The sequence below is a fragment of the Streptomyces sp. AC627_RSS907 genome (genome assembly GCF_019049165.1).
On sequence record NZ_JAGMUE010000835.1, the window covers coordinates 1 to 739 of the forward strand.

The 739-nt window shown below is 72.1% G+C and carries 1 pseudogene; it reads right to left on the reverse strand.

Annotated elements, in window-relative coordinates:
- Positions 1-689: pseudogene (locus KUM32_RS38925) on the reverse strand (cell division protein FtsK); the annotation flags it as partial.
- Positions 690-739 lie beyond the last annotated feature (50 nt).

Here is a 739-nt window from a genome sequence, read left to right on the forward strand (position 1 = left end):
CCGTAGGGCAGGTCACCCTGCGCGCGCCAACCGGGGCCATCGCGGGTGATGGGGGCGGTGAAGGCGAACCCGCCGCCCTTGCCGATGGCTTGGGTGATCGCGGGAATGCCCAGCGCTCCCAGCGCACGCAACACGATCTCGCTGGTCAGCCGCTGGGCCTTGGGGATCTCGACCGCGCGAGTGATCAGGGGCTGGTCCTTGGGCGTGCCGATGGCGCCCATGGCCAACACCAAGGCGGTCACCGACACCACCTGCACCCACATCGGGGCCAGCACGTACAGGGCCAGCGTCGCGCCCAGCCCGATCAGCGCGGCGAGCACGGCCAGCGTCATTCGCAGCCGTACGCGGTCATCACGCTTGCGGGTGAGCATCATGTACTCGGCCGCGTCCTCCGAGGCCACCGCAGCCGCTCGCAACGGCGCCGCCTCCGCATCGGAGACCCACCGCAACGTGCCCCCCAGGAACCGCGCCGCACCCACCGGCGAGCGCAGGGCCAGCACGCCAACGTACTTGGGGCTGCGGATCGCGTGATACGCGGCCAGATGCCCGGCGTACTGGGCCACCCAACGGGCAGCGGCCCGCGCTTCGGTAGGCGAGCGCAGCCACGCGGGCACGACCTCGCGACGGCGGGCGGTCTTGATCCGGTCAAGGAACCGGGTCCCGTTGGCAGGCGGTGGGGCATCGACCATGACCACCTCATCCGGGTCCCGCTCACCAACCCTCGGCCGCGGCGGGGGCG